The sequence below is a fragment of the Dietzia aurantiaca genome, assembly GCF_021033825.1.
Classification (GTDB): Bacteria; Actinomycetota; Actinomycetes; order Mycobacteriales; family Mycobacteriaceae; genus Dietzia; species Dietzia aurantiaca.
The window spans coordinates 92,154-117,175 of sequence record NZ_JAIFXZ010000010.1; the positions used below are offsets into that span (position 1 = coordinate 92,154).

Here is a 25,022-nt window from a genome sequence, read left to right on the forward strand (position 1 = left end):
TTATCCTGAACGGTGGTTTTACCCGTTCGAGAATCCAGGAGCGTCAATGGCCGAGTTCGTCTATGAGGACCTCCTCCCGATCGGGGAGGACACCACGGAGTATCGCCTCCTGACCACCGAGGGCGTATCCACCGTGGAGGGTCCGGACGGGACGACGTTCCTGCGCGTGGAGCCCGAGGCGATCCGTCTGCTCACCGAGACGGCGATGCACGACATCTCCCACTACCTCCGTAGTGACCACCTGCGGCAGGTCGCGAGCATCCTCGAGGATCCGGAGGCCAGCGACAACGACAAGTTCGTCGCCCTGGATCTGCTCAAGAACGCGAACATCGCCGCCGGTGGCGTCCTACCCATGTGTCAGGACACCGGCACGGCGATCGTCAAGGGCGAGCGCGGCCAACGCGTACTCACCCAGGGACCCGACGAGGAGACCGTCTCGCGCGGCGTCTACGACGCGTTCACCCGCCTCAATCTCCGGTACTCGCAGAACGCCCCGCTGACGATGTGGGACGAGAAGAACACCGGCCACAACCTGCCGGCCCAGATCGAGATCGGCGCCGACACCACTCCCGGCCACGAGACCGCCTACAAGTTCCTGTTCATGGCCAAGGGCGGCGGGTCCGCCAACAAGTCGTTCCTGTACCAGGAGACCAAGGCGATCCTGAACCCCGAGCGGATGATGCAGTTCATCGAGGAGAAGATCCGCTCGATCGGCACCGCGGCATGCCCGCCCTACCACCTCGCGATCGTCGTGGGCGGCACCTCGGCCGAGTACACGGTCAAGACCGCCAAGCTCGCTTCGGCCCACTACCTGGACGAGCTGCCCACCTCCGGCGCCATGACGGGCCGCGGCTTCCGCGACCTCGAGCTCGAGGATAAGGTCTTCGAACTCACGCAGAAGATCGGCATCGGTGCCCAGTTCGGAGGCAAGTACTTCTGCCACGACGTGCGCGTGGTCCGACTGCCCCGCCACGGTGCCTCGCTGCCCGTCGCGATCGCCGTGTCCTGCTCCGCCGACCGTCAGGCCAAGGCCAAGATCACCCCGGAGGGCGTGTTCCTGGAGCAGCTCGAGTTCAACCCGGGCCAGTACCTGCCCGCCACGACCGACGCCGAGCTGGACGCCGCCACCGACGGCATCTCGGGCACCGGCAAGGGCGCCGCGGTGCGGATCGACCTGAACAAGCCGATGCCGGAGATCCTCGCCGAGCTGAGCAGGCACCCGGTCAAGACCCGCCTGTCGCTGACCGGCCCGCTGGTCGTGGCCCGCGACATCGCGCACTCCAAGATCAAGGAACGCCTCGACGCGGGCGAGGATATGCCTCAGTACCTCAAGGATCACCCGGTGTACTACGCCGGCCCGGCCAAGACCCCCGAGGGCATGCCGTCGGGCTCCTTCGGCCCCACCACGGCCGGCCGCATGGACTCCTACGTCGAGCAGTTCCAGGCCGCCGGCGGCTCCATGGTCATGCTGGCCAAGGGCAACCGCTCCAAGCAGGTCACGGACGCGTGTGCCGCCCACGGTGGCTTCTACCTGGGGTCCATCGGTGGCCCGGCGGCCCGCCTGGCGCAGGACTGCATCAAACACGTCGAGGTCATCGAGTACGAGGAGCTCGGCATGGAGGCGGTGTGGAAGATCGACGTGGAGGACTTCCCCGCGTTCATCGTCGTGGACGACAAGGGCGAGGATTTCTTCGCCCACACCGGTGAGGTCACGCTGACGATCGGTAAGCGCCCCGGCCTGTGAGCGCGGCCCGCACCGGGGAGGCGGTTCAGCCTGCCCGGGCGGCGGCCTCCAGGGGCTCGAGGTCCAGCTTGACCATGTCCATCATGGTGGCGAACGCGCGCCGCGCGGCCTCACCGTCGCCCGAGCGCCAGACGTCATAGAGGAACACCGGGACGACCTGCCAGCGCACCCCGTAGCGGTCGATCAGCCAACCACACTGGAGTGCCCGCCCACCGCCGGCCAGCAGGCCGTTCCAATAATGATCGATCTCGGCCTGGTCGGTGCACCGGATCTCGGGCGACATCGCGTTGGTGTACTCGACCCCCGGCCCGCCGTCGAGTCCGATAAACGGCCGGCCGTCCAGCTCGAACTCCACGAGCGCCACCTCCCCGGCCTTCTGCCCCGGCGTGTCGACGGGGCTGGTGTCCACGAACGTGACCCGCGAGCGGGGGAACACGGAGCAGTAGAACTCGGCCGCCTCGCGCACCGTGCCGTCGAACCACAGGCATGTCGTCATCTCGGCCATCGCGGTCTTCTCCTCCCCGGCCGCCGCGCGGACCCGGCGGCACTCCGGTCCCCAGTCTGCTCCGCGGGATCGACGCCGGGAAGGGGGTACCGGTTGCGATCCGGCCACGGACCCGGTCGGGGGGGCCGAGCGACTACGATCGACGGGTATGGACAGGATCACGCGCGTCCTCGCCGTCCTCTCCCTCACCGCGGTCGCCGGTGCGGGCCTGAGCGCCTGTGCGGGTGGCGACGAGGGATCAGGGGGCACCGCCGCGCCGGAGACGGCGGTGATGAGTACGACGACGACAACGCCGCCGGTCAGTTCGGCCACAGTGCCCGGACCCGCCGGGGACGAGGTACGCGTCCCGGGCGCGGTCGCCGAGCGCTGGGCGGAGCTCGGTGGCGTCGAGGGCGAACTGGGCGCAGCCACCGGCCCCGCCGAGGATGTCGACGGCGGCTCGATCACCGGGTTCGACCGGGGCGCGCTCGTCCTGACGCCCTCGGGCAGGGCCTTCCTTGTCCAGGGCGAGATCCTCACCGCCTACCTCGAGGCCGGCGGCCCCGGCGGTGAGCTCGGCTTCCCGACAGCGGATGAGGCCACGACCGATGGCGGCTGGATCTCCACGTTCGACGGCGGCGTGATCACCTATCTCGACGGCGTCGCCGAGGTCGAGCTGAACTGATCCGCGTGTCGCCTCGCCGGGGCACGCGCCCGGCCGGGGGTGGGGCCGGGTTGGAGCGGCGTCCCGGATGCGTTACCACGGCGGTAACGTGCCCCCTCGTGACCTCGACCCCCTCGCCCGACCCCGACCGACCCGACCGTTTCGACGAGCCCGCTGCCACGCGCACGCTGCCCGGAACGATGCTCGTCGCCCTGGCCCTCGCCGGGGCGATCGGGCCGTTCGCCACCGACACCTATCTGCCGGCGCTGCCGCTGATCGTCGAGGAGTTCGGGGTCACGGCCTCCACTGCGCAGCTCACGCTCACCGCATTCATGGTGGCGCTGGCCGCGGGCCAGCTGGTGATCGGCCCGCTGTCGGACCGGCTGGGACGCCGCGGGCTACTCGTCGTGGGATCCGTCGGTACCCTCCTCGCAGCGGTGGCGTGCGCGCTCGCCCCGTCGATCTGGGTCCTGGTTCTCGCCCGGGTCGCGCAGGGCTTCTTCGGTGCTGCGGGCATCGTGCTGGGCAAGGCCATCGTGGTGGACGTGGGCCGCGGGCCGGGGGTGGCCAAGGCCTTCGCCACGCTCATGGCCATCCAGTCGGTGGCGCCGGTGATCGCGCCGCTGTTCGGCGGGGCGGTGGTCCCCTTCGGCGGCTGGCGCGGGGTGTTCTGGCTGCTCGCCGGGCTGTCCGCCATCACGCTCATCGGCGTGATCGCCGCGATCCCGGAATCGCTGAACGCCGAGGACCGCCGGGCCGGGGACCTCAGGTCGACTCTGGCCGACATGCGCGAGGTGGCCACCTTCGGTCCCTTCCTCGCCCGGGTGTCGACCTTCGTGTTCAGCTTCGGCGTGCTGTTCGCCTATATCTCGGCCAGCCCGTTCATCTATCAGGACATGGTCGGCCTGTCCCCCAGTGCGTTCTCGGTGGCGTTCACGGTCAACGCCCTGGGCATCCTCGTGTCGAACATCGCCAGCGCGCGACTGGCCGGTCGGTTCGCTGCCGAGAAGATTCTGTACACCGGGGTGGCCGGGATGGTCGCGGCGATCGTCTACCTCGTCGTCGTCGTGGCCCTCTCCCCCGCCGGCACCCTGGGGCTGGTACCGGTCTCGGCGGGGTTCATCCTTCTCACCCTGTCGATCGGGGCCATCCTCCCCAACGCCGCGGCCCTGTCCATGCAGGCCACCCTGGGCCGTTCGGGCTCCGGATCGGCGTTGCTCGGCGCCGCCCAGTTCAGCCTCGCCGCGATCGTCTCGCCGCTCACCGGCCTCGCCGGACCGCACTCGGCGATACCCATGCTCCTCGTGATGGGAGTCAGCGCCGCGCTCGTCCTGCTCGCGGTGCGCGCGATGATCAGCCGGCCACTGCGCGCCACGTGAGCGCAGCAGCGAGCGCGCCGACGGCGTTGAACGCCCAGTGCAGGCCGATGGGGGCCAGCAGGCTCCGGCTGCGGCGGCGGAACCAGATGAAGCCGGCACCCGCGACGGAGGTAGCGACCACGGCCAGGGCGATTCCCGCGAGCTGACCGCCCAGACCGGTGCCCAACAGTCCCGACAGGCCGGCGTTGCCCGAGGTCAGTCCCAGCGACGTGGTGACGTGCCACAGACCGAACGCGATCGACCCCACCACGAAGACACCCGTGGTGCCGAACGTACGCTCGAGCGCGCCCTGCAGGACGCCGCGGAACGCGAACTCCTCCGGCAGGACTGTCATCAGTGGGATGAGCACGAGCGCGGAGAATACCGCCATCCGCAGGTCCGAGTAGCGCTCCGAGAGGAAGAACGGGCTCGTCGCGGGGATGAGACAGCCCGCCGTGACCACCGCGGCGACGGCGGCGGTCGCCGCGACGCCGTACGCCAGCCCGCGGGGCATGTGCCGAAGCGACAGACCGAGTTCCGACCAGTGCATCCCGCGCGCCTTGACCACTGCCACGAGCGCGAGGACCGAGATCGGGATGACCCACTCGCGGTGGGCGAGATCGGCGAGGTTCGCGGTGAGGTTGATCGCCGCCAACGCGCCGAGGACCCCGACGACCCCGGCCACCCCCCGGAGGCGGAGGCGTCGGGTCGGGAGCGGGTGCGGCGAGCTCATCAGCGCGACCATACCGCTCACGACGTCCATACCGCGGGTATCGTGACCCACACGACGTCCTTCGGTGAGGCGGGATTCCAGATGACGACGGTGACGACGACCGCGTCGCGCGCGCTGAGCGGGGCGCTGACCGGTGCCCGTCGACAGGTGGGGCTCGTGGTGCGGTCGCGGATCGCGGGCGACGACGCGGCGGCCGGTCGGCAGCGCATCTGGCACTCCGAGGGTGAGAGATGGAACGACCCCGGGGACGCGATCTGCAGGGTCAACGGCGACGCGTCCATGTTCGCGGCGGGCCTGACCGCGCTCCTGCTCCAGTCGCTGCATCCACTGGCGATGGCCGGTGTGGCCGATCACAGCGACTACCGGAGCGATCCGTGGGGTCGACTGCAGCGGACGTCCGGCTTCATCGCCACCACGACGTTCGGCACGATCGCCGACGCCTCCGACCTCATCCGCACCATCAACGTGGTGCACCGCTCGGTGGTGGGCGTCGACCACCGCGGCCGGCCGTATGACGCACGGGACCCGCACCTGCTGCGGTGGGTGCACGTGGCCGAGATCTGGAGCTTCCTCGAATGCCACCGTCTGTACGGGCGGGAGCGGCTCGCCCCCGGGTTGCGGGACGACTACGTCCGCCAGTCCGCACGGACCGGGCTGATGCTGGGCGCCCGCGACGTGCCGACCACCGCCCGCGAACTCGACCGGGCGCTGGAGGGGTATCTCCCCGAGCTCGAGTCCTCCCCCGCCGCGCTGGATGCCCGGCACTTCATCCTCGACGAACCGCCCGTCGGATGGACCGACAAGCCGGTGTACACCCTGCTGCGCCACGGCGCGGTGGCCGCGTTGCCGCAGTGGGCGCGAGGGATGCTCGCGCTGCCGGACGGCCCGCGGGGGTCGCACCGCCTGGGCGTGGCGCTCGGCCGGGCCGGGGTCTCCACCCTGCGATGGGTGCTGGACGCGGTCGACGACTGACATCGGTCATCCGCCGCGTCGCACGGTGGCCGGCAGCGGATGTCGCATCGCGGCGATACCCTGTGACGGTCCGCCCGTTTTTCACAGGCCGGGCACCACAGCGGGGTGGCCCCCGCCCGGATCAGTGAGGACATGATGGCCGGAGGACTCGCAGCACTGCTCGACGACGTCGCGGTACTCGCCCGCATGGCCGCGGCCAGTGTCGACGATGTCGCGGCCGCCGCCGGCCGCGCATCGGTCAAGGCGGCCGGCGTCGTGGTGGACGACACCGCGGTGACCCCGCAGTACGTCCGGGGCGTCGAGCCGTCGCGGGAGCTGCCGATCATCCGCCGCATCGCGACCGGCTCGTTGGGCAACAAGGCGGTCATCATCGTCTTCGCCCTGTTGCTCAGCCAGTTCATTCCGTGGCTGCTCACCCCGATCCTCATGCTCGGCGGTCTCTACCTGAGCTTCGAGGGCGCGGAGAAGGTGTGGGAGCGCGTCTCCGGCCACCATCAGGATGAGACCCCGGTGGTCGAGAGGGGGCCCGATGCGGAGAAGAAGCTGATCCGCAGCGCGGTGACGACCGACTTCATCCTCAGCGCCGAGATCATGGTGATCGCCCTCAACGAGATCGCCGGCGAGGCGTTCTGGTCCCGGGCGGTCATCCTTGTCGTGGTGGGCCTGGCTATCACCGCCCTCGTCTACGGTGTGGTCGCCGTGATCGTGAAGATGGACGACCTCGGGCTGCATCTCGCGGGCAAGGACTCCCCCGGTGTGCAGAAGTTCGGCCACGGCCTCGTCAGGTCCATGCCCACCGTCCTCAACGTGATCGGGTTCGTGGGCATGCTCGCCATGCTCTGGGTCGGCGGGCACATCCTCCTCGTGGGCCTCGACGAGCTCGGGGTCACCGCCCCCTACCACCTGGTTCACGTCCTGGCGGATCCCGCCGCCGGGATCGCCGGGGTCGGGGCGTTCCTGGGCTGGCTCGTCAGCACGGTGTGCTCGGCGGTCTTCGGCCTGATCGTGGGCGCCGTGATCGTCGCCGTCACCCATCTCGTCCCGCGCCGGGGCGGCGAGCCGGACCCCGCCGCCTGATGTTGCTCACTGTCGGACACGGGCGCCTCGAGCACGACGAGCTCGCCGCGCTCCTCACCGGCGCCGGAATCGAGCTGCTGGTGGACATCCGGCGCTTCCCCGGGAGCCGTGCCAACTCCGCGGCGGCCAGAGGCGCGGTCCCGAAAATCACCGCAGACGCCGGGATCGACTACCGGTGGGAGGAGGATCTCGGCGGTCGGCGGACCCTCACCGCCGCCCAGCGCCGGGCCTCACCGGACACGTGGTGGCGGGTCGAGGCGTTCCGCGCCTACAGCGCGTGGACCCGCGACCCGGCGTTCCGGTCCGCCCTCGACCGGGTCGTGGCCGACGCCCGGACGCGACGCACCGCCGTGATGTGTTCGGAATCCGTGTGGTGGCGGTGCCACCGGCGGATCGTCGCCGACGTCGTCTCGACGGTGCACGAGTTGCCCGTCGGCCACCTCATGCACTCTGGCCGGATCGTCACCCATACCCCCAGCGAGGGGTTGCGGCTGGACGAGGGCGGAGAGCCGGTCTGGGACAGGTGACACCGCCGCCCGGACATGGGCGGCGCCGGGGTGGCCTACCCTCTGAAGGCATGAACTCCCCCGCGTCCCTCGCCCCCAATCTGGCCCCCGTGCGCATGATCCTCGGAACCTGGGCAGGACCGGGGGCGGGCTCCTACCCGACGATCGACGACTTCTCCTATACCGAGGAGATCACCTTCACCGACGTCGGCAAGCCGTTCCTGCACTACGTCCAGAAGACCCGGGGCCCCGCAGGGAACCCGATGCACACCGAAACAGGGTTTCTGCGGATCCCTGGCGACGGGACCGCCGAGTTCGTGATCGCCCAACCCACCGGGCAGACCGAGCTCTGTGAGGGCACCGTGCATGCCGAAGCGGGCTCCGTGGTCCTCGAGTTCGCCGCGAGCCTGCTCAACAGCGCCACCGCCAAACAGGTGACCTCGACCCGGCGGCGCTACGAGTTCGTCGGCGACGCGGTCACCACCACGTTCGCCATGGCCGCCGTCGGGCAACCGATGACGCACCATCTGCGCTCCGCGCTGCGCCGATCCTGACCGTCACCGCCGGGTCGCATCCAGCGCGCCCCGGCCGGGCCGCGCTGATGGCGCTAGCGCGCGGTGCCGCCCCGCAGCAGCAGTCGCGACAGGGAGTCGAGCGCGAAGCCGAGGACGCCGATCACGAGAATCACGGCCATCACCTGGTCGTACGCCAGCTGGTCACGGGCATTGAGGATCTGGTAACCCAGTCCCGAACGCACACCCAGCATCTCCGCCGGCACCAGAACGATCCAGGCGGTACCCAGTGCCAGTCGGATGCCGCCGAGGATCGACGGCCGAACCGCGGGGATCACGACGCGGGTGAGCCGCTCCCAGCCACTCGCTCCCATCGTCCGGGCCACGTCGAGGTATCCGGGGTCCATGGCCTGGACGCCGGCGGAGGTCGAGAGCATGATCGGCCAGATCGCGGCGGCGGCGACGAGGAAGATCACCGGCTCGTTCCCGATGCCGAACACCGCGATGGCGACCGGTGCCCACGACAGTGGCGAGATCATGCGGAGGAACTGCACGAGCGGGCCCGCGACCGCCTCCGCGCGGCGCCGAAGCCCCAACCACAGTCCGAGCGGGACGCCGAGGAGTGCTGCCGCCGCGAGGCCGGCGACGAGCCGGTAGAGGCTGACCGAGGCGTCGGAGAGCAGCACCCCTCGATCGAGCAGATCATCGAGGCCGACCCAGGTGCGCGCGGGTGACATGCCGCTGATCACCGGGTCGTCGGTGACCAGCCCGGAGGTGAGCAGCGCCCACACGCCGAGCCCCAGCACCAGGCCCAGGAGTCCCGCCCCCCACCGCGCAGCGACGGCCGAGCCGGCCGTCGTGGGACCACCCTTGGAGCGATCGCCGCGACGGCGGCGTGCCTCACGGGGGCTCGACGCCGCGAGCCCATCCGTGTCCGGGCCCCCGCCCGGGTGGGAGGTCGTGTGCGTGCGGGTCATGAGAGCAACCGTTCGTGTCGGGTGAGCGAGGTGGGGAGTCCGAGGGCGGCCGGTCCGCCGTGTCGTTCGATCGAGGCGCGGACGAACCGGTCGTCGACGAGTTCGCGGTGAACCCTCGCCGGGTCGAGGCCGTCCAGGAACCGGGTCTCGCCGTCGACGACCGTCTGGCGCATCTGGCGGACCAGTTCCTCGGTGAAGCTCGGGAACGGGTACGGGTGGAAGTCGATCCGGGGCCTGTCGGGGCCTCCCGCGGGATCGGCGACCGTCCCGGCCATGGCGACCTCCACGGCCGGCGGGGGCTGCGGGAGGTACCCCTTACCGGACAGGATCGCGGCGGCGGCCGAGCGATCGGCCCGGATCCCCAACTGCGCGGCGACCGCCGAGTCGACCAACGCCTGGACCGTATCCGGGCGTTTGTCGATGAGATCCTCGTGCACGACCGTCACGCAACAGGCGTGATCGCGCCACACCTCGTCCAGGAGCATGTGCAGGGAGCCGACTCCCCTGGCGACCGCGCCGGCGTTGAACGGGTCCGCCACGGTGAACGCCGAGATCGACCCGGTGGCCAACGCCGGGATCATGTCGGCGGGCCCCATCACCACGAGCTCGACGGTTCCGTCCCCACGACTCGGAGCCGTGCGCGCGACGGGGGTCAGGCCGTTCGCCCGCAGCACCCGCTGCAGGAGCATGTTGTGGATCGACCACCAGCCCGGGATCGCGACCTGCGTGCCGGCGAGCTCCGAGACATCGTTGATGTGCGGCGCGACGGTGATCGCGCCGCCGCCGGTGTGGTTCCAGCTCACCATCTTCACGTCGGCGCCGAGGACGTAACGCAGCTGCACCGCCGACGGCATGAGCAGATGGATCAGATCCACCTGCTTGGTGAGGAAGGCCTCCATGAGCGACGACCAGGAGCGGAAGAGCACCGGTCGTCCGACGATGAGCTTCTGCTGCTCGAAGTAGCCGTCGCCGTGTGCGACGAGAAGTGGCGCGGCGTCGGTGATCGGCAGGTAGCCGATCCGCAGTTCCTCTGTCGCGACACCGCGCGGGGCGGTCGCCGCGGAGACGAGGTTGCCCAACGTCGCCGCACCGCCGAGTGCTCCTGCCCCCACCGCGAGTGCGCCGCCGGTACGCAGCAGCGAGCGTCGGTCGAGTACGGGGCCGCGCGCCCCCGGATCATTCTTCATCGCCGTTGTCAGGCCGTCCGGTACGCGGCCAGGATCTCGCCACGCAGCGCCGGGTCCGAGTCGGTGGCGCCGTGGGAGGTGTTGGTCCACTCCCGCTGCACGCGACCGGACGAGCCCAGCAGGGCGATGCGGGAGCCGACAACCAACGCCTCGTCCACGTCGTGGGTGACCATGACCGTGGTGACGCCGAGGTCTGCGGTCACACCGACCAGCCAGCGTTGGGAGTCGGCCCGGGTCACCGGGTCGAGCGCGCTGAACGGCTCATCGAGGAGAAGGATCTCCGGACGCGTCGCCGCGGCCCGGACGACGGCGACGCGCTGCGCCTGACCACCGGAGATCTGGTCCGGTCGTGAATCAGCCAGTTCCGCGATCCCGAAGTTCTCGAGCAGCTCGTCGACATGCTCGGAGGTCACCCGGCCGCGGAGGGCACGGAACCGGGCGCCCAGGGCGACGTTCTCGCGTACCGACAACCACGGGTAGAGCAGCGGCTTCTGGAAGACCACGGCATAGGAGTGCTCGTTACCGTCCGCCATGGACTGCGAGCCCACCCGCAGGGCACCGCCCGCCGGCTCCTCGAGGCCGGCCAGCATGCGCAGCAGGGTCGATTTGCCGACGCCGGAGGGCCCGAGCAGCACCAGCGACTCACCGGCGCGGACCCGGAGCTCGAGGTCGTCGAACAGGGTCCGCCCGCCGGGGAGCCGGTGCTGCAGACCGGTCACGCTCACGGCGACCGGTCGCTCGAGGACCGCTGAACTCACGCGACCACCCCGAGGCGGTCCAGCTCCCAGCGGAGCTGGGACTGCGACGGCGACTGCACCGGAAGGAAGGCCGCCTCGCGCATACGGCGGTTGGCCGGAGCCCCCTGCGCGTAGCCCATCCCGCCGCAGAGGATCGCCTCGAGCCGGGTCGCGGCGGGTGCGATCTCCGCGCCGTCCAGACGCAGCAGCAACAGGTCGGTGAGCGACGCCCTGTGCTGCGCGGCCGCGAGGCGGTGGAGCTCGGAGTGCATGTGCTCGTGCCGGCCCGCCAGCGCTTCGTGCTCGTCCGAGTAGAAGGCCCCGAGTCCCTCGAGCCGCCCCTCGGCCTCGGTGAGTGAGCGGGCGCCCACGCCGGAACAGAAGGCCGCCTGGAGGACGAGGAACTGCGGTCGCACGCCTGACAGGAAGTCGCCGAGGTCCTCGCCCAACACCTGCTGATCGGGCACCACGACGCCATCGAGTCCGATCATCGTGGAGGCCGTCGCGTTGAGCGCGAGCAGGTCGGGAGCCGTACGGATCTCGACGCCGGGGGTCGAGGCCCCGAAGGTCAGGACGAGGCTGCGGCCGTCCTCTGTGTTGGCCGCCAGCACGATGGTGCTGTCCGGGTACACGTTGGACGCCCACGCGATCGGTCCGTCGATCCGATAGCCACCGTCGACCGGGGTGGCGGTGATGGGCACGTTGCCGAGTCCGACGACCTGCCGCTGCGCGGCGGCCATGCCGGTCACGCCCGGTCGGGTGCCGTCGGCGACCGCCCGGTAGCTCTGCTGAGCGGCCTCGGACCGGTCGGCGGAATGTCGGAGGTAGGCCGCGGTCATCCGCTGCGCCCAGGCGCCGAACGCCACGGCCAGACTCTCCGTCGCCACGGCTTCGATGATCGTCGCGGCGACGGGGACCGGCGTGCGGTCGACGTCGAAGAGACCGAGATCGGCGAGTGCGGCGATGTCCTCCCGCAGATCCGCGTCAGCGCGATCCAGGGCGGAGGCCCGCGCGGCGATCGAGTCGATCACCGCGAGGAGCTCCGCCGCATTGACGGAACCGAGATCGCCGGCGATCAGGCGCGCCCGCGGGGCACCGAGATCCGGGGTGAGAGTGCTGGCCGTGGGTGCGCTCATGCCAGCTCGTGCAGACGCGAAATCGGGGTGGACACGATCTCACGCGCCCGGACGACCGCGTCGGTGTCGGGGGCGTTGTAGAAGCACAGGCACTTGTCCGTGTCCTCACGGACGTAGGTGCGCAGGAAGGAGACCTCGGGGATCTCGGCGTACTTCGGGGACTTCTCCTTCTTGCGGGTGAGGTAGGTGTCCATGTCGATCTCGGCCGGAATGTCCCACTCGACCAGGTAGCCGGCCTCGGGGCGGGCTGCCTTGATCGTCTCGAGGTCGGTGCCCACGAGGCGGACCTGCGCCGGCTCCGTGACCTCGGCGACGCCGAGCTTCGCGGCGTCCAGGGCGGGGGCATCGGTGGCGCAGGCGCCGCCCGGGCCGTCGGCCAGCTCCACGATGGTGAAGATCCGGGCGGCGCCCTTGGTGATCTGGGTCTCGATGACCTCGGCGCCCGCCTCGGTCAGCGTGGCCGCGATGGCGTCGATAAGCGCAGAGGGATCGGCCTGCTGCTCCTGGGACGGGGTCGTCTCGTACAGGAAGAGGGTCATGTCGTGTCCTTTCCGGGGACTGCGTGTGTCGGCCAGGGTAGGTGCGAACAGACCGCTCTGTCTACTTCGCGGCGAGGGTGCCCCCATTTGCGGGTCAGGTGGGTGAACACTGGGAGAACGGCGCTGCCGGGGGCCGCCGCGATAACTACGGTCGGAGGCATGCGTACTGTCTTCCGTTCCAAGCTCGACGAGTTCTCTGACCAGCTTGTCCGCTATTGCGAGACCAACACCACGCTCCTCGAACGCGCGACCGTGGCGCTCCTGGAGCGCGATGAGGTGGCGGCGACCGAGGTCATCGACGGCGCCACCGAGCTCGAGGAGCTCCGTGAGGTCAGCGAACAGCACGCGTTCGAGCTGCTCCTCCTGGAGGCGCCGGTCGCGCGGGACCTCCGTCAGGTCGTCTCGGGGATCTACATCGTCGAGCACTTCACCCGGATGGCCGCCCTCGCCGGCCACATCGCCCGCGTGGCCCGTCGCCGCCACCCCGAAGCCGTGGTCCCGGAGCAGGTCGTCCCTCTCATCCGGGAGCTCGCCGAGCGCGATGTCGCGATGTCCCGTCAGCTCACCGACCTGTTCGCCGAGCGAGACGTGAGCAAGGCACTGCTCCTGGATTCCCAGGACGATGCCGTGGACGGGCTCCACGCCACGCTGATGCAGCAGCTCTCCCACGAGGACTGGCCCTATGGCTCGGTCGCGGCGGTGGACCTGGCGCTGCTGGCCCGCTACTACGAGCGCTTCGCCGATCACACCGTGAGTATCGCGAACCGTCTCGTCTACCTCGCCACCGGAGAGCTGCCCGACAACGGTTCGCTGTCCCACCTCGACGACGGCACGGTCCTCGACTAATCCTCCGCCGCCACCACCGACTCGCCCCGCCGGCTGATCGTCAGCCGGCGGGGCGAGTCGTCTGGCCGATGCGCCCTCAGCGGCAGATCGCGCCCTCGGAGGCCGATTGGACCAGCTTCGAGTACTTGGCGAGGACGCCCCGGGTGTAGCGGGGCGGCAGCGGCTCCCAGCCCTCCTTGCGTCCCTCCAGCACCGTCTCTTCGACCAGGAGCTCGAGTGTGCCGTTCGAGACGTCCAGGCGGATCCGGTCCCCGTCGCGCACGAACGCGATCGGGCCGCCGTCGACTGCCTCCGGCGCGATATGCCCGACGCACAGTCCGGTCGTCCCTCCGGAGAAGCGCCCGTCGGTCATGAGCAGCACGTCCTTGCCCAGCCCCGCGCCCTTGATCGCCCCGGTGATGGCCAGCATCTCGCGCATGCCGGGACCACCCTTGGGTCCCTCGTAACGGATGACGACGACATCGCCGGCGGTGATCGTCCCGTCCTCGAGCGCGTCCATCGCGGCGCGCTCTCGCTCGAAGACCCGCGCGGTGCCCTCGAAGACATCCGAGTCGAAGCCCGCGGACTTGACCACCGCACCCTCCGGGGCGAGGGAGCCGCGCAGGATGGTGATGCCACCGGTCGGGTGGATCGGCTCGTTCATCGCACGCAGCACGAGGCCGTCCGGGTCCGGCGGCGAGATGTGCGCCAGGTTCTCGGCGACGGTCCTGCCGGTGACCGTCAGGCAGTCACCGTGCAGCAACCCGGCATCGAGCAGCGCCTTCATCACGACGGGCACTCCGCCGATCTTGTCGACGTCGTTCATCACGTGCGCACCGAACGGCTTGACGTCGGCCAGGTGCGGGACCTTGGCTCCGATGCGGGCGAAGTCGTCGAGGCTCAGCTCCACCTCCGCCTCGTTGGCGATCGCCAGAAGGTGCAGCACCGCGTTTGTCGAGCCACCGAATGCCATGACCACGGCGATGGCGTTCTCGAACGCCTCCTTGGTCATGATGTCGCGGGCGGTGATCCCGCGCCGCAGCATCTCCACCACGGCTTCGCCACTGGCCATGGCGAACCCGTCGCGACGACGGTCCGGCGCCGGTGGCGCGGCACTGCCGGGGAGGGACATCCCCATGGCCTCTGCGGCGCTGGCCATCGTGTTGGCGGTGTACATGCCGCCACAGGCGCCTTCGCCGGGACAGATGGCGCGCTCGATGCTGTCCACGTCCTCGCGGCTCATCAGTCCCCGTGAGCAGGCCCCGACCGCCTCGAACGCGTCGATGATCGTGACCTGGCGCTCGGTCCCGTCCGACATCCTGGCGAAACCGGGCATGATCGACCCGGCGTAGAGGAAGACGCTGGCCAGGTCTAGACGGGCGGCGGCCATGAGCATCCCGGGCAGCGACTTGTCACACCCGGCGAGCAGCACCGAGCCGTCGAGCCGCTCGGCACTCATGACCGTCTCCACGCTGTCCGCGATGACCTCGCGGGACACCAGCGAGAAGTGCATACCCTCGTGGCCCATCGAGATGCCGTCGGAGACCGAGATGGTGCCGAACTCGAGCGGGTACCCCCCGCCTGCGTGGGTACCCTCCTTGACCGCCTTGGCCAGCCGGTCCAGCGGGAGGTTGCACGGGGTGATCTCGTTCCACGACGACGCAACGCCGATCTGGGGCTTGACCCAGTCGTCGTCGCCCATCCCCACCGCTCGCAGCATCCCGCGCGCGGCGGTCTTCTCCAGGCCGTCGGTCACGTCGCGGCTGCGTGGCTTGATGTCGACTTCCGTCGTCGGGTTCTCTGATCGGGGGGTATCGGTTCCGGAGCTCATGGGGCCAGCCTAGGTACTCGGGCCGGATCCGCGCCGCCGGACGAGGAGTGCAGGGTCAGCCCGACGACGAACCCAGAGCGGGAAACCGGTGCACCACATGCTCGGAGAGTTCGTCGATGACCTCGCGGATCGGCCGCGTGCTCGCGCCCACTCCCAGCAGAACGTGGTTCACACCGATCTGTCGGAGATCGCCGAGGTGCTGTACCAGCGCACGCCGGCCGAGCCGGAACCCGAAGCTGATCGGCGACGCCGTCTCGTCCGGGTCCTCGGACAGATCGACCTGCAGCGATTGCGCGAAGGGCTTGAAGTGGGCGTCCGCGACTCCTCCCGTCTCGACGAGCTCTCTCCATCGCGCGGTGGTGCGGCGTTGAGCGTCGAAGTCGCGCGGGTAGGTCATCCAGCCGTCCCCGTGCTCGGCGAGGTAGGTGACGCTTTGCTGACACGAACCGATCATGAGCATCGGCACGGACGCCGCGGTGGGCTTGGGCACCACGTCCGCGCTGTGCATCCAGCCCCCCGGCCAGCGGATGCCACGCATCTCCGTGCTGAGCGCGTGTCGGGGCACGCGCAGGTTCTCGCGGAACCGCTCGCCGCGCTCCCCCTGCTCGAGTCCGAACGCGCGGAACTCCTCGGGCCGGTCGCCCGAGGCCAGCCCCAAAAGGAAGCGACCACCGGTGATCCGGTCGAGACTGGCAGCGGACTTGGCCACGTGCAACGGGTGTCGGATCGGCAGGACGATGCCAGCGGTCCCCAGCGCGATCCGGGAGGTGTGCGCCGCGATGTGGGACAGATGAATCCACGGGTCGTACACCTGCCCGAGGTCTCCGAACGACGGCACCCGCAGCGGTATGTCACGGACGTAGAGGGCGGCGAAGCCCCCGGCCTCGGCGGCGCGGGCGGCCTCGATCTGCGCGGCGAGATCCCCGGCCGACGCGTCGTCGCCCCGACTTCGTAGTGGGAACCCCAGGCCGAGCGTGAGGTGTCCGGGCGCGAAGGTGCGACGGAAGCCCGGGAGGTGGTGCGGGTCGTCGTCGGAGCGCGTGCAGAGCGGGGTCGTCATGCATCCACCTTGCACTAGGCTCGCGCTCATCCCTCCGACGGAAGGCCGGACGTGACCACCACCCTCCTGGCTTCGGGGACCTCCTCGACGGACCTGCTCTCGCTGTTCTGGATCGTGGTGGTCATCTGCGTCGCACCGGTGCTGTCCTGGTTGGCCCGATCGTTCATCCCCGCGGTCGTCCTGCTGCTGGTCGGCGGCATGCTCATCGGCCCCAACGGGATCGGCCTGGCCGAGGAGAGCGGCGGCGTGGCGATGCTGTCGGAGATCGGGCTCGGCATGCTGTTCCTGCTCGCGGGCGCAGAACTCCGGACGTCCACGCTCGCCGGCCGTCGGGGCGCGGGTGCGGCCGGCACCTGGGTGATGAGCCTGATCCTGGCGACCGGCGTCGGGTACCTGGTCTCGGACCGCTGGGAGACCGCCGTGGCGATCGGCCTGCTGCTCACCTCCACCGCGATCGGCACGCTGCTGCCGATCCTCAAGGGGGGCGGCCACGACACCACCCCGGTCGGCCGCGCGGTGCTCACCCACGGCGCGGTCGGCGAACTAGGACCCGTCCTGGCCATGGCGTTGCTGCTGGGCACACGGGACATCGGGTCGTCCGCGGTGGCGGTCGCCCTGTTCCTGCTGGCCGCCCTGTTCCTGTTCGCGGTACCGCGACGCCTGCTCTACGTCCCCGCGATGGGGCGCGCACTGGCGCAGGGCAACACATCGACCGGACAGCTCGTGGTGCGGACGGTGTTCCTGCTGCTGGCCGCGATGATGGCCGTGGCGTCGGTGTTCGGACTGGACGTGGTGCTGGGCGCGTTCGCGGCGGGCATGATCCTGCGCAGCCTCGTCGAGGCGTACGGCAGGCAACTCGTGGCCGTCCGGTCGGATTCCGCAGCTCCCCACGCGCCGCCCCGCGACCTGCTCGGCGAGCTGCTCGGCCGCCTGGACACCGTCGGATATTCCCTGTTCATCCCGGTGTTCTTCGTGGTGTCGGGGATGGGGATCAGCGTGGATGCGGTCGCGGCGGCCCCGTGGCTGCTGGTCGCCGGGGTGGCGAGCATGTTGATCCTGCGTGGCGGGGGCGTGTGGCTCTCGGAGACGTGGCTGCGGGTCAGCCCCGGTCTGGCGACGACGCGCGACCGCGCCCGGGTCGGTTTGTACGCGGCGACGGGTCTGCCGATCATCGTGGCGGTGACGGACGTGGCCGTGACCGGCGATCTGATGCGCGCCGAGGAAGCGGCGGTCCTGGTGGCGGCCGGAGCGGTGACGGTGTTGCTGTTCCCACTACTCGCCGACGTGCTGCACGCCCCGGGCGCCGGTGCGGGGGCGCCGGAGGCGGGCGCGTCACCGCCCGGCAGGGTCTCCGATGGCGATGACGACAACGGCGGCGGCATCACGACCGGTGACGACACCGGGGCTCGCACCCCGTGACCGTGACAGCGATCGACGGGACCAGCAGCTGAGGCGTGCGGGCCATCAGCAGGCCCCGAGCAGCGCCCCTGTCGCGCCGGCGGCCATGTCGCCGATCGTGTCGTGGTAGGTCACGTGGATGTCGGCGGTGATCGCGGCATGTCCGAACCATTCGACCATCTCCCAGAGCGCGCCGAGGGCCAGCCCCAGCGCGGTGGTGAGCACCACGGCTCCGAAGGCGGTGAATCGTGGCGAGACCGGCGGCGGCACGATGTCCCGGCGGGCGAGCACCAGGTACCCCATGACCGCGAGGGCGCCGGCCGTCGCCACGTGGACGGGGATGTCCCACCACCAGACTGCTCGATAGAGATCGAGTACGTTGCTCCACGCCGCGACGAGCAGAACCACGCACACCGCGGCGTCGGCCCCCGGCCGCATTCCCAGGAACCGTGGCAGCATGAGCCCTGGCGTGCAGATCGCCACGATCGCCGCGTCGGTGACCCCGGACACCGCCAGCGCCAGCAAAGCACTCAGCACACCGAGAAGCCGGACCGCATCCGCGACGACCTGTCCGCGGGTACCGGCAGGACGCAGGAAATTGTCGATCACGGCGGGCCCGCCCCGGCCACGACAGGGTCTGATGGGCCCGATGGGCTCTCTGTTCTCACCACGGCCTGCACCGGCAGGTGATCAGAGGGCCAGCCCCCGTCATGTCGGAACGGATTGATCGCGGCTTCGGTCACCCGGAGACGGGATGAGGTGAGAATCCAGTCGATCCGATCGCCATGCCGACGCGGACGACGGTGGCGACCGTAGGTGCCCCACTCCCCGGTTGCACGAGAGCGCGCACCGTCCCAGCTGTCCACCAGTCCGGCCGCGAACAGGGCCCGCACGGCATCGCTCGACAGGCCGGCGTTGAGGTCCCCGGCCAGTACCGTCGGCGGCTCGCCGGGACCCACCAGATCCCCGATCGCTACGGCCGCGCGGAGCCGCGACCTCGCCGAGAACGGATCCAGATGAGTATTCATCACGTGGATCCGCCGACTCGTGGCCCGGTCCCGGAATCGTGCACGGACCAGAATCCTGGGGAACGGGTTGCCCCACGACGTCGAACCGGGGAGCCGCGGGGTGTCCGACAGCGCGGATTGCTCCCACCCTTCGAGTTCGAGCCTGTCCGCGTCGTACACGATCGGGCACGCCTCGCCGCCGCCGTCGGCTGACCGACCGAAGCCGACGTGGTGGTACCCGCGACCGAGTCCCTCGTAGAGCGCCCCCAGTTGATCCGGGAGCACCTCCTGGGCACAGAGCACCGTCGGACGCTCCATGGTGAGCAGAGCGGTGACCCCGGGAGCGCGGCGGCACCACCGATCGGCCGACCGCGTCAGAAAGCCCGGCATCCGCCGCCGGATATTCCAGCTCATGATGTGGAGCCCGGGCGCGCGCACCGGCCCGATCACCGCCCGCGTCATGCGGTGGGTCGCCGAAGCCCGCTCGGTCATCGCCGGAGTCACCGCCCTTCTTCGTCGCCGGGCGCGGCGTCGGCCCCGCCCCCGGCCCACCAACCGTGTGACGGCCCCGCCGGCCCGGTAGCTCGCGACGCCGCTCCTTCCTGCCACCTTAGGTGTCAGCACCGTGCGCGTACGCCCTGCGCGCGGAAGTGACAGACCGCCCGGCGCGGGATGAGACGATGTGGTCCGTGCCCACACCTCCGCCACTCCCGGTACGACACGGTGTCGGGCCCACCAGGCTCCGCATCCCTGTGTCGGGGCCGTGGACGACGATCGCCGAGTACATGGTGTCGAGATTCGCGCACCTGGACCCGGATGAGCTGTTCCGCCGGATCGACGCCGGGGAGATCGTGGGCGGCGATGGTCGGCCGATCGATCGCCACACCACGCCGGGCAGCCACGAGTTCGTCTGGTATCACCGGCAGCTGCCCGATGAGCGGCCTCTGCCCTATCAGGAGACGATCCTGTTCGCGGACGACGACCTCGTCGTCGTCGACAAACCGCACTTCCTCCCCACCACCCCGTCCGGCCGCTACCTACGCGAGACCGCCCTCGTCCGGCTGCGGGTGCGCCTGGGCAACCCGGACATCACGCCGGTGCACCGACTCGACCGGCCCACCGCCGGGCTGGTCATGTTCACCGCCCGGCCCGAGATGCGCGGCGCGTACCAATCGCTGTTCGAGCAGCGGCGCGTGACCAAGGTCTACGAGGCGGTGTCCGCGCCGCCCGTCGGCTGGGACCCGGACGCCGGCACCCTCCACGGGCAACCGATGCCGCTGGTGCGCCGGGACCACCTCCACTGCCCCGGCGGCCCGCAGCGGACCGTCATACGGCCGGGGCTCGAGCCCAACGCCGAGACCGTCGTGGACGTACTGGGGCACGGGACCAGCGCCGCCGGGCGGCCCGTGCTGCACACGCTGCTGCGGCCGCGCACCGGAAAACTCCATCAGCTGCGCGTGCAGCTCGCCGCGCTCGGTATCCCGATCCTCGGCGACCGGCGCTATCCCGAGCTGTTGCCCGAGGCAGCCGACGACGACTCACTCCCCCTCCAACTCCTCGCCCGCGAGCTCGGGTTCACCGACCCGGTCAGCGGCGAGATCCGGCGATTCCGGAGTCGGCGCACACTGTCGGAGGTGCCGGTCGGCGTGTGACAGGCACGTACGACCCGGGCGCTTGCCGGCTCAGCACACCGCGTCCCCTCGAACGCCGTCGTCGAACGTCAACCGTCGACGTCGTGGAGGTGATGCTCCACGTCATGGACGATGTACTGACACAGCGTTGCGACGGTGAAGACGTACCCGTCGCCCCTACGCCCGGTGCGATCCCAGTCGGCGTCGCCGACGCGTCCGACGATCCCGCGCGTCCGGCCGGTGTCGCGGACCAACTTCCCGGCGAGCGACGCGGCCCGGGCTCGCCAGTACTCGCGCTCGCGGACGGCGGCCTCGCCGTCGAAGTCCGCATATGTGGGGTTGTCGACCTCGAGCATCGCCGCGAGGCGGTCTCCCAGTACCTCGATGAGGTCGCGACTGTGGCCCGCGTACTCCAGCGGCGACCACACCCGAGGAGCCGGCCGAGTGGCGACGTCCGGCCGGGCGAGCACCACGACCCACCGCTCGGCCACGGCGGCCAGCCTCTCGTCGGTGGTCAGCGGATCGTGCGGTCGGTAGCCACATTCTTCGCATCCGCCGTCGAGCACGGTGGTCCAATCGCGGTTGTCCGGCATGCCCGGTTCGGGTTCAGCATCCATGGGCGTCACTCTTCCACCGGGTCAACGCGCGTGCAGGCATAGCGGGCCGGTCAGCTGTCACGCGGCCCTGCGTGGCGTCGGTTCAGCCGGCTGCGTTCTCGACCTCGCGCTGATAGTGGTCGAGGAACTCGTGCGCGAGGACCAGGAAGGTCTCGGAGCCCCGCGGCCCCATGTGCGAGAGCGCGGACGCGTAGGCGCCGAGAGAACGGGCCGTGTCCGCGTCGAACACCCGACGGCCCTCGTCTGTGCGCTCGAACTCGTGGGCGCTGCCGCCATCGCGCCGTCGGCGTTCCACATACCCCGAGGCCAGAGCTGCGTTGACCTGGCGATTGATCGTGGACTGCTCCAACCGGAGCTCGTCGGCGATCTCCTTCAGGGTTCGCGCACGGCCGTCGGCCAGCAGCCAAAGCAGCCGGAGATCCGCGGTGCCGAGCCGCATGGTGCCCTCCATGGCACGGCGTTGACCGTCGAGTCGGCTGAGGATGGCAGCGAGCCGCCGTTCCGCGGGCGCGTCAGGCCCCAACCAGTGCTCACGCGATGCCGTCACCTGCAGTCCTCCTTCGCGGACGCGCCCTCGACGAGGGACGGCCGACCGCATGGTTGCCGTCTCCGAATGCGATATGTAGTCTACACAGGTTGGAATATGTATGTAACATACATATTCGGACGGAACCCCTGAAAGGAACTGATGAATCTCTCCCGCGACCGCGCGGCGGCGCCGCTGGCCGTCATCCTGGTCCTCGGCTTCTCGAGCATGTGCGCCTCGCTCATGCAGTCGCTGGTGATCCCCATCCAGCCTGAACTGCCGAGGCTTCTGGACACCGCACCGGACAACGCTGCGTGGGTGGTGACCGCGACCCTGCTGGCCGGGGGTGTCGCGATGCCGGTGGCCGGCCGACTCGCCGACATCCGGGGGCGCAAGCCGGTCCTCGTGGCCTCCGCGCTCATCCTGTTGTCGGGCTCGCTCATCTGCGCCCTGTCGACCTCCCTCGTGCCGGTCCTCATCGGTCGCGCCCTCCAGGGACTCGCGATGGGATACGTCCCCGTCGCGATCAGCTTCGTCCGGGAGATCGCCCCGCCCGCCATGCAGAACTCCGCGGTCGCCGGCATCAGCGCGACGCTCGGTGTCGGCGGCGCACTCGGACTCCCCCTCGCCGCGTGGATCGCCCAAGACCACGACTGGCACGCCCTGTTCTGGGTCTCCAGCGCGCTCGCCGCAGTCATGGCCGTGCTCTCGCTGATCGTGTTGCCGCACCGGCGACCGGTGGACCGGGCCCGGTTCGACTCTGTCGGCGCCATCGGGTTGGCAATCGGCATCGTGGCAATCCTCGGCGGCATCTCCAAGGGCGGCGACTGGGGATGGACCTCGCCGGCCACCTTGTGCGCGATCATCGGCGGCGCCGCGGTCCTCCTCGCGTGGGGGTTCTACGAGACCCGCCACGACCAGCCGCTCGTCGACCTCCGGACAACGGCCCGGCGGCCGATCCTTCTCACCAATATCGCCGCGCTCCTCATCGGGTTCGGCATGATGGCGCAGTCGATAGTCGTTCCCCAACTCCTCCAGCTCCCCGAATCCACCGGATACGGACTCGGTCAGACGATGCTCCAGGCCGGCCTGTGGATGGCCCCGGGCGGGCTGATGATGCTCGCGTTCACCCCGATCTCCAGCCGGATGCTCACCCGGTTCGGCGGCCGCACCACGCTCGCCCTGGGGGCGGCGGTGATCGCGGCGGGATACCTCGTCGCCGCCTTCTCCGCGCATGCCCCGTGGCAGCTGCTCGTCTCGACGTGCATCGCCTCCGCCGGTGTCGGCATCGGCTATGCGGCCATGCCGACTCTGATCCTCGAGAACTCCCCCGCCTCCGAGGCCGGGGCGGGGGTCGGTCTGAACTCGTTGATGCGCTCCATGGGCACCACCATCGCCGGATCGGTGATGGCCATCGTCCTCACCAGCCGGATGACCGACATCGGCGCGGGCATCCAGGGTCCTACCCAGGAGATGTTCCGACTGTGCTTCTTCATCGGTGCCGGTGCGGCCGTCGCGGGCGCCGTCATCGTGCTGCTGATCAAGAGCGGGAATCGGCCGTCCGGCGCGGGCGCCGAGCCGGTCGCCCCACCGACGTCCGCGGAGGGCACCGGGCAGGAGGCACTCGCCCGGGTCCGCTGACGTCGCCGTCCCCCGGCACCCGCCGGGGGCGGCCAGCGCACGGCCCCGCTGAGGTCTCGAGGCGTCAGCTCCTCCTGTCGCCCGGCGCCCATCCCGCGAGCTCACCGGCCGACACCTCGCCGAGCCACTTCTGCCACAGCGGACCGAAAGACACGCGTCGCACGCCGAGTCCACGCAACGCCTCGAGGTCCCCGGCACCGTGCCCATTGACGGGGTGCGCGGTCACGTTCAGGGGTACCGTCACCGCCTGCACGAGACGGCTCACCTCGTCGGCAGTCGACAACCCCACCGGGTAGACCGCGCGGGCGCCGGCGTCCTCCATCATCGTGATACGGGCTTCCGCCTCGCCCACCGGATCGTCGAAGGTGCCGGTGCCGAGCTTCACCGCATCCGTCCTGCCGTTGATGACGAAGTCCACGCCGGCCTCGTCGGCAGCCGCACGGGCCGCGGCGATGTAGTCGGCATGCTCCCGCCGGTCACGCACTCGCTTGCCCTCGCCGTGCACGACGTCCTCGATGTTCGCGCCGGCCGCACCGGCCTCGAGCAGCCGCGTGATGAGTTCGGCCGGGTCCAGGCCATAGCCCGACTCGACGTCCACGCTCACGGGAACCCCGGCCGCCGCGGAGATACCGTTGACTACCGACAGATACTCCGCGAAGTCCATGTTCTCGCCATCGGTGCTGCCGATCGCGTCGGCGACGGGGTGGCTTCCCACGGTCAGTCCGACAGCGCCCGCATCAACCGCGACCTGCGCACTCCAGGTGTCCCACACCGTGGGTAACACCACCAGCTCCCCCGAGCCGTGCCATTCCGCCAGCGCCTTCGCGCGCGCCGCTACATCCGTCATCGCAATCCTCCTCGCGGTGTCCGCGTCTGCACTCTGGGGCAGACCATACGGGACCGACCCGCTGAACAACGGCGAAAAAAGTCTCGATTCAGGACGCCTCGATCTCGCCCATCACGTCATAGCGCAACCAGTCACTGCCGTCGGAGAGCGGCTCTGCGGACCGGAACGCGAACTCGACGGGGGTGGGCTCCGCGTCGCCTGAGGACCGGAACAGCGGGGACGTCTGCCCCTCCGGCACATGGTCGAACGACTGCAGCAGGTCGGGCTCGCGGGGACCCCCGAGGATCACCTCACTCGTGCCCCGGCCACTCAACCAGCCCCGGTGGCCGGCGCAGATGATCCGGGGGCGGGACACGTCAGACTCCTCGTCGTCGTCATCGGACGGCGGCGACCCCACCTCAGGCGGAACCGGCAGGCGAGTCCGGGGGCGACGACGCGCGAGCGCAGCTCGTGGTTCCCGTGGATCGCGGCTTCCACAGGCGAGATCGCGCAATCCACTGATCGGCTTACAGGGGTGTTCCCGCCGGGTGATCGGATGAAGACTCGATCGCATGAGATTCGAAGAGCTTCCCGAGAACTGGAACACGATGCCCCTGGACGACGGGCCGCTCGCCGCCGGTGTCATCGACCTGGTGGTGGGTTACCGAGATCGGCTACGCAACTCCCTGCTCATCCTCCCGTGCGACGAGTACGACGTCGGCCTGCCCGCGCCCCTGCTGGCCGCGGACGCGGACTGGTCCGAACCCGCCTGCGACCGCCAGGAGTCCATGAGGATCCTCCCGGAGATCCCGGCCCCGGGCTTCGTCATCGCGCTCTCGGCGCGGCACCGACTGCCCGACCCGCTCATACGGGGTTGGTTGAGATCGGTCGAGGACACCCTCGACGCCTCCGGGCAGTCGCTGCTCGCGTTCGGTGTCGCGTCTCTGGGCGGGGTCGAGATCGTGGGCGGTCGCGCGGCACACAACGGCAGTCTCGGCGCGAAGGCCGGGTAGACGCTCGCGAAGCAGGCGTCC

27 protein-coding genes are annotated in these 25,022 nt (G+C 70.3%); 12 read left to right on the forward strand and 15 right to left on the reverse strand.

Translation table 11 applies throughout. The features are described from left to right. Nucleotides 1-46: 46 nt before the first annotated feature. A complete protein-coding gene (locus K3888_RS11720; protein ID WP_230930443.1) occupies nt 47-1,744 on the forward strand; it encodes a fumarate hydratase in 1,698 nt (565 codons plus the stop codon). Between the two features lie 25 nt (nt 1,745-1,769). Here the strand turns inward: K3888_RS11720 and K3888_RS11725 are convergent, their stop codons facing one another. Then, nucleotides 1,770-2,249 (reverse strand): VOC family protein, encoded by a 480-nt coding sequence (locus K3888_RS11725; RefSeq protein WP_230930444.1) that lies wholly within the window; start codon nt 2,247-2,249, stop codon nt 1,770-1,772. Nucleotides 2,250-2,397: 148 nt separating this feature from the next. On the opposite strand from K3888_RS11725, the gene K3888_RS11730 reads away from it, so the two are divergent. Both K3888_RS11730 and K3888_RS11735 read left to right on the forward strand, forming a co-directional pair. Next, nucleotides 2,398-2,913, forward strand: a complete 516-nt coding sequence (locus K3888_RS11730; protein ID WP_230930445.1) for an LGFP repeat-containing protein — start codon at nt 2,398-2,400, stop codon at nt 2,911-2,913. Between the two features lie 98 nt (nt 2,914-3,011). Next, nucleotides 3,012-4,271 (forward strand): multidrug effflux MFS transporter, encoded by a 1,260-nt coding sequence (locus K3888_RS11735; protein ID WP_230930446.1) that lies wholly within the window; start codon nt 3,012-3,014, stop codon nt 4,269-4,271. Here K3888_RS11735 and K3888_RS11740 read toward each other — a convergent pair. After that, nucleotides 4,246-5,034, reverse strand: a complete 789-nt coding sequence (locus K3888_RS11740; RefSeq protein ID WP_230930447.1) for a CPBP family intramembrane glutamic endopeptidase — start codon at nt 5,032-5,034, stop codon at nt 4,246-4,248. The genes K3888_RS11735 and K3888_RS11740 overlap by 26 nt on opposite strands. On the opposite strand from K3888_RS11740, the gene K3888_RS11745 reads away from it, so the two are divergent. The 4 genes from K3888_RS11745 to K3888_RS11760 all read left to right on the forward strand — a co-directional run bounded on the left by K3888_RS11745 (nt 5,026) and on the right by K3888_RS11760 (nt 8,092). Further along, nucleotides 5,026-5,955 carry an oxygenase MpaB family protein gene (locus tag K3888_RS11745; protein WP_230930448.1) on the forward strand — a complete coding sequence of 310 codons (930 nt, stop codon included), beginning with the start codon at nt 5,026-5,028 and terminating at the stop codon, nt 5,953-5,955. The two genes, K3888_RS11740 and K3888_RS11745, sit on opposite strands and share 9 nt — an antisense overlap. 135 nt (nt 5,956-6,090) lie before the next feature. Beyond that, the gene (locus K3888_RS11750; protein WP_230930449.1) at nt 6,091-7,032 is read left to right on the forward strand and encodes a DUF808 domain-containing protein; all 942 of its coding nucleotides are present in this window, start codon (nt 6,091-6,093) and stop codon (nt 7,030-7,032) included. Then, nucleotides 7,032-7,559, forward strand: a complete 528-nt coding sequence (locus K3888_RS11755) for a DUF488 domain-containing protein (protein ID WP_230930450.1) — start codon at nt 7,032-7,034, stop codon at nt 7,557-7,559. The genes K3888_RS11750 and K3888_RS11755 overlap by 1 nt, the downstream gene beginning before the upstream one ends. A gap of 50 nt (nt 7,560-7,609) precedes the next feature. Beyond that, nucleotides 7,610-8,092 carry a heme-binding beta-barrel domain-containing protein gene (locus tag K3888_RS11760; RefSeq protein ID WP_230930451.1) on the forward strand — a complete coding sequence of 161 codons (483 nt, stop codon included), beginning with the start codon at nt 7,610-7,612 and terminating at the stop codon, nt 8,090-8,092. 53 nt (nt 8,093-8,145) lie between these two features. On the opposite strand, the gene K3888_RS11765 is transcribed toward K3888_RS11760, so the two are convergent. From K3888_RS11765 to K3888_RS11785, 5 genes are all read right to left on the reverse strand, one after another. Then, nucleotides 8,146-9,027, reverse strand: coding sequence for an ABC transporter permease (locus K3888_RS11765; RefSeq protein WP_230930452.1), 882 nt, complete (start codon nt 9,025-9,027; stop codon nt 8,146-8,148). Further along, complete coding sequence (locus K3888_RS11770; RefSeq protein ID WP_230930453.1) at nt 9,024-10,214, reverse strand: ABC transporter substrate-binding protein; 1,191 nt, start codon at nt 10,212-10,214, stop codon at nt 9,024-9,026. The genes K3888_RS11765 and K3888_RS11770 overlap by 4 nt, the downstream gene beginning before the upstream one ends. An 8-nt stretch (nt 10,215-10,222) precedes the next feature. Further along, nucleotides 10,223-10,894 carry an ABC transporter ATP-binding protein gene (locus tag K3888_RS11775; RefSeq protein ID WP_372459569.1) on the reverse strand — a complete coding sequence of 224 codons (672 nt, stop codon included), beginning with the start codon at nt 10,892-10,894 and terminating at the stop codon, nt 10,223-10,225. Between the two features lie 74 nt (nt 10,895-10,968). Next, complete coding sequence (locus K3888_RS11780; RefSeq protein ID WP_230930454.1) at nt 10,969-12,087, reverse strand: acyl-CoA dehydrogenase family protein; 1,119 nt, start codon at nt 12,085-12,087, stop codon at nt 10,969-10,971. Continuing rightward, a complete protein-coding gene (locus K3888_RS11785) occupies nt 12,084-12,626 on the reverse strand; it encodes a DUF4242 domain-containing protein (protein ID WP_230930455.1) in 543 nt (180 codons plus the stop codon). The genes K3888_RS11780 and K3888_RS11785 overlap by 4 nt, the downstream gene beginning before the upstream one ends. A gap of 159 nt (nt 12,627-12,785) precedes the next feature. On the opposite strand from K3888_RS11785, the gene K3888_RS11790 reads away from it, so the two are divergent. Further along, a complete protein-coding gene (locus K3888_RS11790; RefSeq protein WP_230930456.1) occupies nt 12,786-13,472 on the forward strand; it encodes a phosphate signaling complex PhoU family protein in 687 nt (228 codons plus the stop codon). Nucleotides 13,473-13,548: 76 nt separating this feature from the next. On the opposite strand, the gene ilvD is transcribed toward K3888_RS11790, so the two are convergent. Both ilvD and K3888_RS11800 read right to left on the reverse strand, forming a co-directional pair. Then, nucleotides 13,549-15,282, reverse strand: a complete 1,734-nt coding sequence (gene ilvD, locus K3888_RS11795; RefSeq protein ID WP_230930457.1) for a dihydroxy-acid dehydratase — start codon at nt 15,280-15,282, stop codon at nt 13,549-13,551. Between the two features lie 55 nt (nt 15,283-15,337). Beyond that, nucleotides 15,338-16,342, reverse strand: a complete 1,005-nt coding sequence (locus tag K3888_RS11800; RefSeq protein WP_230930458.1) for an LLM class oxidoreductase — start codon at nt 16,340-16,342, stop codon at nt 15,338-15,340. Between the two features lie 51 nt (nt 16,343-16,393). Between K3888_RS11800 and K3888_RS11805 the strand changes: the two genes are divergently transcribed. Beyond that, a complete protein-coding gene (locus K3888_RS11805) occupies nt 16,394-17,761 on the forward strand; it encodes a cation:proton antiporter (protein WP_230930459.1) in 1,368 nt (455 codons plus the stop codon). A 45-nt stretch (nt 17,762-17,806) separates the two neighbouring features. Here the strand turns inward: K3888_RS11805 and K3888_RS11810 are convergent, their stop codons facing one another. Both K3888_RS11810 and K3888_RS11815 read right to left on the reverse strand, forming a co-directional pair. Next, nucleotides 17,807-18,349: a DUF2238 domain-containing protein gene (locus K3888_RS11810; protein WP_230930460.1), complete on the reverse strand. Its 543-nt coding sequence runs from the start codon at nt 18,347-18,349 to the stop codon at nt 17,807-17,809. Next, nucleotides 18,346-19,239, reverse strand: a complete 894-nt coding sequence (locus K3888_RS11815) for an endonuclease/exonuclease/phosphatase family protein (RefSeq protein WP_230930461.1) — start codon at nt 19,237-19,239, stop codon at nt 18,346-18,348. The genes K3888_RS11810 and K3888_RS11815 overlap by 4 nt, the downstream gene beginning before the upstream one ends. Nucleotides 19,240-19,427: 188 nt before the next feature. On the opposite strand from K3888_RS11815, the gene K3888_RS11820 reads away from it, so the two are divergent. After that, complete coding sequence (locus K3888_RS11820; protein ID WP_230930462.1) at nt 19,428-20,399, forward strand: pseudouridine synthase; 972 nt, start codon at nt 19,428-19,430, stop codon at nt 20,397-20,399. Nucleotides 20,400-20,467: 68 nt separating this feature from the next. Here the strand turns inward: K3888_RS11820 and K3888_RS11825 are convergent, their stop codons facing one another. Both K3888_RS11825 and K3888_RS11830 read right to left on the reverse strand, forming a co-directional pair. Beyond that, nucleotides 20,468-20,995, reverse strand: coding sequence for a DinB family protein (locus K3888_RS11825; RefSeq protein WP_230930463.1), 528 nt, complete (start codon nt 20,993-20,995; stop codon nt 20,468-20,470). A gap of 82 nt (nt 20,996-21,077) precedes the next feature. Beyond that, entirely contained in the window at nt 21,078-21,542 is a 465-nt protein-coding gene (locus K3888_RS11830; RefSeq protein WP_230930464.1) for a MarR family winged helix-turn-helix transcriptional regulator, read from the reverse strand. Between the two features lie 141 nt (nt 21,543-21,683). Here K3888_RS11830 and K3888_RS11835 point away from each other — a divergent pair, with 141 nt between their 5' ends. After that, nucleotides 21,684-23,162, forward strand: a complete 1,479-nt coding sequence (locus K3888_RS11835; protein ID WP_230930465.1) for an MFS transporter — start codon at nt 21,684-21,686, stop codon at nt 23,160-23,162. Between the two features lie 64 nt (nt 23,163-23,226). Here K3888_RS11835 and K3888_RS11840 read toward each other — a convergent pair whose 3' ends face one another. Both K3888_RS11840 and K3888_RS11845 read right to left on the reverse strand, forming a co-directional pair. Further along, nucleotides 23,227-24,009 (reverse strand): isocitrate lyase/PEP mutase family protein, encoded by a 783-nt coding sequence (locus K3888_RS11840; RefSeq protein ID WP_230930466.1) that lies wholly within the window; start codon nt 24,007-24,009, stop codon nt 23,227-23,229. Nucleotides 24,010-24,097: 88 nt separating this feature from the next. Then, nucleotides 24,098-24,364, reverse strand: a complete 267-nt coding sequence (locus K3888_RS11845; protein ID WP_230930467.1) for a hypothetical protein — start codon at nt 24,362-24,364, stop codon at nt 24,098-24,100. 196 nt (nt 24,365-24,560) lie between these two features. On the opposite strand from K3888_RS11845, the gene K3888_RS11850 reads away from it, so the two are divergent. Continuing rightward, entirely contained in the window at nt 24,561-25,001 is a 441-nt protein-coding gene (locus K3888_RS11850; protein ID WP_230930468.1) for a hypothetical protein, read from the forward strand. Nucleotides 25,002-25,022 lie beyond the last annotated feature (21 nt).